The sequence below is a fragment of the Anaerocolumna aminovalerica genome, assembly GCF_900115365.1.
Taxonomy (GTDB): Bacteria; Bacillota; Clostridia; order Lachnospirales; family Lachnospiraceae; genus Anaerocolumna; species Anaerocolumna aminovalerica.
This window is the reverse complement of record NZ_FOWD01000075.1, coordinates 1-5,418: the sequence shown is the minus strand read 5'-3', so window position 1 is coordinate 5,418 and position 5,418 is coordinate 1. Positions and strand designations below refer to the sequence as shown.

The following is a 5,418-nucleotide window of genomic DNA, read 5'->3' as shown; positions in this document are numbered from 1 at the left end:
CATGTGTATGTGATCTTTACAACACTCTGCTTCAATTATTTCTATCCCTTTCCTTTTACACAACATACTCAATATGTTCGCTACATCTTGTTTTATTTGTCCATATACTATCTGTCTCCTGTATTTTGGCGCAAAAACAAGATGGTATTTACATTCCCACTTCGTGTGTGATAAACTATTCTTATCCATTTTGGATACCTCCTATGCTATTTTTGTGTGGTTGGCGAACCTACACTTAGTATAACATAGGAGGTTTTTAAACTTGAAGCTAAAGCTAATTGGGAACACACCTGCATAGCAGGTGGTTTATTTTTATTGTGACACAAAAAAAGGAAACAATGAATTTCCATTGTTTCCTTCAATACTTAATGTAAATAATTAATAAACCATAGCTTATTATTCTTTAATTCTCCTCCACATTAACTTAACAAATTCAGATATTAAAATAACGCTGAATGAAACTCCGAATATTTTCAACCACATTATTAAGTCAAGGGGAATTGTTCCGAAGAATGCACCTGCAAATTGTATTATTAAGATTTGTAGAATAAAAGTAACCGTAATAACCAACAGCATAATCTTGTTTTTCAATAAATGATTGAAAATACTCACTGAGTGAAGTTCGCGGCAGTTAAAGGAATTAAATAGTTGAAACAAAGCAAACAATGTGAAAAGCACGGTAGGCATTTGCTCTGTTGTTGCTCCTAAAAAGTTAAAAGTGTACTGGCATAAAAATATAATAGAAATATATGCGCCTGTCAGTCCTATTCTTATCAGCATAGCCTTAGATACAATGTTATCGCTCCGCTTTGTAGGAGGGCGGCTCATCAGATCATCGTAAATAGGCTCCAGACCTAAGGTAAGGGCAGGGGGGCCATCCATGATAATGTTAATCCATAAGAGCTGTAAGGCTGTAAAGGGTGCTTTGAGTCCCAAAATGATAGATGTGAAAACAACGATAACGGAAGATACATTTACTGTTAACTGGAACTGAATGAATCGCTTAAAGTTTTCATAAATACCGCGTCCCCATGCAATTGCCTTGACAATTGTTGAAAAGGAGTCATCCAGAAGAACGATATCACTTGCTTCCTTGGACACTTCCGTACCTGATATTCCCATGGCAATGCCAACATCAGCATTTTTAAGAGCAGGTGCGTCATTTATGCCGTCTCCTGTGACAGCAACCACATTACCCTGCGTCTTCAACAGTTTGACAACCCGCATTTTTATGGTTGGCGTACTACGAGCTATAACACTGATTTTGGGAAGCATTTTTAATAATTCATCATCGCTGAAATCAGCAATATCTTTCGCTTCAACAGCGATATGATCCTTGCTTAAAACATTAAGCTCATTGGCAATGGCGGTAGCAGTGACAATATTATCTCCTGTCAGTATTTTCAAGTCAATACCAGCAAGTCTGCAATTCTTTACGGCTTCGTATACATCAGCACGAAGCGGGTCGGATATGGCCACAAAGCCGTCAAAAACCATGTTAGTTTCCATTTCAACGTGATTACGCTGATCTTCATAGTCCCGCATACCATTAAGTTCTTTGTGAGCAAAGGCTATTACACGCATGGCTTTTTTCTGAGCCTTTGTAATGTATTGTTCAATTACGCTTCTTTTGGAATCAGAAATATCACACATGGAGAATACGCACTCTGGGCTGCCTTTCACATAGGAAATGATTTTTCCGTCCACTTTACTGATGGTTGTCATGTGCTTTAGTTCAGAGGAAAATGGAAAAGCATGCAGCACATCGTGATCTGAACGTTCGTCTTTATAGGATTTTCCGCTTTTTTTCCGGATATCTGAACTTTCATAAAAGTTTAACATTGCACATTCTGTGGGATTACCTATAAAAGTGCCGTCCTGAGAAATGTCTGCAGTTGTGTTAAGACAGACATTGTGAACAATCCAATTTGACGATAGTTCTGATGGTTTCTCATGCCACTTGCTGTCATAGAAAGCTGAGACCGTCATTTTATTCTCGGTCAGTGTACCGGTTTTATCTGAGCATATTACATTTATACAGCCAACGGTTTCAGAGGCAATCATTTTTTTAACCAGTGCGTTTTGGCTGGAGAGCTTAATAATATTGATTGAAAGGGATACTGCAACAATGGTAGGAAGGCCCTCTGGTACAGCAGCCACAATCAGCACAATGCTGGTGACAAAAGCCTCCAGTACTTCCTCAAATACTAGTCCGCCTGAAATAGCAAAAGAAATGATCTCTGTTATAAAAACAATGGCAGCTGCAATAACACCTAGAATGGTAATGGTTTTTCCAAGCCTTGCGAGTTTTTCTTGAAGAGGTGTGGAAGCTCTCACGGTTTTCGTAAGCTCTGCGGCAATTTTTCCGAACTCAGTGCTGTCGCCAACTGCGGTCACTACCATTTTGCAGTATCCGCTTGTAATGTAATTTCCTGAATAAAGCATATTATAGCGTTCAGCAAGGGGTGTTTTTTCATCTGTTATAATAGAGACTGCATCCTTTTTTGCCGGCACACTTTCTCCTGTCAGAGCTGATTCATCTGCTGCAAGTCCCATGCTTTCTAACAGCCTTCCATCGGCAGGGATCTTGTCCCCTGTAGAGAGAAGTAAAATATCACCGACCACAAGTTCTTTTTGCCCCAGCATTACGGTATCACCGTTGCGCAGAACCTTAATCATCGTATCCTCGCTTATTTTGGAAAGAGCTTCAAACGCTTTGGCACTTTTTCCTTCCATGACAACAGTAATAATCACTGAAAGTGAAATTGCTGCAAATATGCCGACGCATTCTAAAAAGTCTGCTTCACCGCCTGTAGACGCACGAATAATGTTGACAATAAGCGCAATGACTCCTGCCATAACCAGCATCAAAATCATCGGCTCACTGGCAGCCCCTAAAATACGCTTTACCAATGATTCTGGCTTCTCTCTCGTAAGTGTGTTACTGCCGTATTTTGCTTGGTTTTGGGCTGCCTGCTGTGTTGTCAGCCCTACTGATGAATTTGTGTTAAGCCGGCATATTAAATCTTCTTGGTTTTCCATAAATTCCTTCACTACAATTTCCTCCTCATGTAAACTTTAGGTATCTGATAAATTTTTTACAAAATAAAAAACTCGTGCATAGCACTATTGCTATACACGAGCCGAAAAAAAGACTATGTATGGCTAATAGAAGCTATACATGAGTCTCGTTTATTAAGACAAGCCAGACCTTTCGGTCAGTATGTTGACTTGACACACAGAATTCTGTGCAAACTACTCCCTCACGAGTATTTTAAATTGTTACAATACTGTATCATGTTGAAAAATATTTGTCAAGGTTTGAACACAATCTATCTCAAATATGTAGGGCTTAGTGATTTAATTCACTTTTGTAGAATTTATGGTATAGCGGATAATTGATAGTTGGTAGGTTTTATTGCAGGAGGCTCAAGATTATCTATGATCTATATTTACATAGAAGCTTTAAAAACTTAAGCCACCTTATGAAAAATAAGATTGATATTACCCTATGATTGTGTTTGTCTGCTCAAGTGCCTGCTTAAGGCCATAAGCTAATATTTCAGGGTTATCTACAGCCCCAAAATGCAGGAAAAATAATCGGGGTGACTCATAAAGCATATGGTTGTGGATGGCTGTAACAGTAATACCATATTGTTTTAGTGTTTGGACCACCGGATTCACCTCATTGGCAGTTAGGACAAAGTCTCCAGTAGCAGCAGCTTTTTGACCTTCAACCTGAAAATTAATTGCTTGAGAAATCCCCATACTCGGAGGTATTACTAACCCAAATTCTTTTATATTGTCTGCCCGAGGAAATGAAAACTGGATTACTCTGCCGATGCGGGTGCCTTTCTTTCCCATAATTCCTTCAACAGTGTTCCAATACTCCTGAGGTAAGGTCTGGCCTGCTGGATGACCTGTTAGGGGAGTTTGGGTTACAGAAAAAACATTTTTTATGCTTTGTGCTAATTTTATTGCATCTCCAATACCTGAGATGTGTAAATACATAATCCGGGGCAATTCATAAAGCAGGTGATTGTGTAAAGCAGTGATTTCAAGACCATTTGCAATTAGCTGTGAAATAACCGGATCAATTTCACTTTCTAGAAGAACAAGATCGCCCATAACCCTACTGTGATTACCTATCTGGTGAAAAGCCATCCAGGAAGTCAGTGCAAGCTCTGGCTCTATAGAAACTGGCCCTATATTTACTTTCAAGTCATAGCGTGGAAATGTGAATTTTAAAACATCATCCTGCATTGTACCCTTTTTTCCAATTATATTCTCAATGGCTTCTTGATCTACAACAATTGGAACTTGACCTGCATATCCAATTGCCGGAGTGTAGTTGGTTCCTGCTGATGGATAATGAGTAGCTACACCACTTATTTGTTGTAATTCTTTTTCTACAGGGATAATCAATCTTTGTCCGGCGTAAATAGGATATGGATAAAAAATATTATTTATTTGGGCCAATCCCGGTAATGTCGTTCCAAACCGCAGAGCAATATTCGATAGTGTATCACCAAATTGTACTGTATAAAAAATTGACATTTTTCTTACCTCCAGAAAAACTTCAGGAATGGATAATTGCCTCATTCATTTTATGTAATCTGAATAGAATGGTTACTTAGATGTACATAGCTGTATGAATAATAATCTAAACAATCTCTCTTTTATGAGTAAATAGGTGGGGCAGGAAATATCTTGCATGTTCATTGTTCATCATATTGATAACTTTATAATGGGAAATCATCCAATTCTATTTGACAAGTAAAGTAAATGGTGGTATTATACGTTTAATTTCAAATTCAAAGGCTATGAAGAGAAGTAGTAGATGTTATTGGAGTCACAGAGAGAAGATGGCGGTGCGAATCTTTACAAAGATAATATTGAAGCAGTCTCGGAGCTATGAACCGAACAGAGAAATCTAAGTAGACTTCATCGGAGATTCCGCCGTTAAAAGGAAATTGGTATCGGGTAGATGCAATTGCCCCGTACTAACAGAGTGCAAGTTTATCCTTGAATTTAGGTGGTAACACGGACATAATAGTTCGCCCTAAGCTGAATTAATCAGCTTGGGGCTTTTTTGTGTCACAATAAAAATAAACCACCTGCTATGCAGGTGTGTTCCCAATTAGCTTTAGCTTCAAGTTTAAAAACCTCCTATGTTATACTAAGTGTAGGTTCGCCAACCACACAAAAATAGCATAGGAGGTATCCAAAATGGATAAGAATAGTTTATCACACACGAAGTGGGAATGTAAATACCATCTTGTTTTTGCGCCAAAATACAGGAGACAGATAGTATATGGACAAATAAAACAAGATGTAGCGAACATATTGAGTATGTTGTGTAAAAGGAAAGGGATAGAAATAATTGAAGCAGAGTGTTGTAAAGATCACATACACATG

At 38.4% G+C, this 5,418-nt stretch carries 4 protein-coding genes and 1 other annotated feature; of the genes, 1 reads left to right on the top strand and 3 read right to left on the bottom strand.

Annotation, left to right across the window (positions count from 1 at the left end; genetic code table 11):
* From tnpA (BM183_RS20350) to BM183_RS20340, 3 genes are all read right to left on the bottom strand, one after another.
* Positions 1 to 189: IS200/IS605 family transposase (gene tnpA, locus BM183_RS20350; RefSeq protein WP_139221572.1), on the bottom strand; the 189-nt coding region annotated here is incomplete at its 3' end.
* Positions 190 to 396: 207 nt separating this feature from the next.
* Positions 397 to 3,054: a calcium-translocating P-type ATPase, PMCA-type gene (locus BM183_RS20345; RefSeq protein WP_091689429.1), complete on the bottom strand. Its 2,658-nt coding sequence runs from the start codon at positions 3,052 to 3,054 to the stop codon at positions 397 to 399.
* 450 nt (positions 3,055 to 3,504) lie between these two features.
* Positions 3,505 to 4,557 carry a DUF1259 domain-containing protein gene (locus tag BM183_RS20340; RefSeq protein WP_091689428.1) on the bottom strand — a complete coding sequence of 351 codons (1,053 nt, stop codon included), beginning with the start codon at positions 4,555 to 4,557 and terminating at the stop codon, positions 3,505 to 3,507.
* A 257-nt stretch (positions 4,558 to 4,814) separates the two neighbouring features.
* Positions 4,815 to 5,068: a binding site (T-box leader), on the top strand.
* Between the two features lie 161 nt (positions 5,069 to 5,229).
* On the opposite strand from BM183_RS20340, the gene tnpA (BM183_RS20335) reads away from it, so the two are divergent.
* On the top strand, positions 5,230 to 5,418 hold a 189-nt coding region (tnpA, locus tag BM183_RS20335; protein WP_139221572.1), incomplete at its 3' end, for an IS200/IS605 family transposase.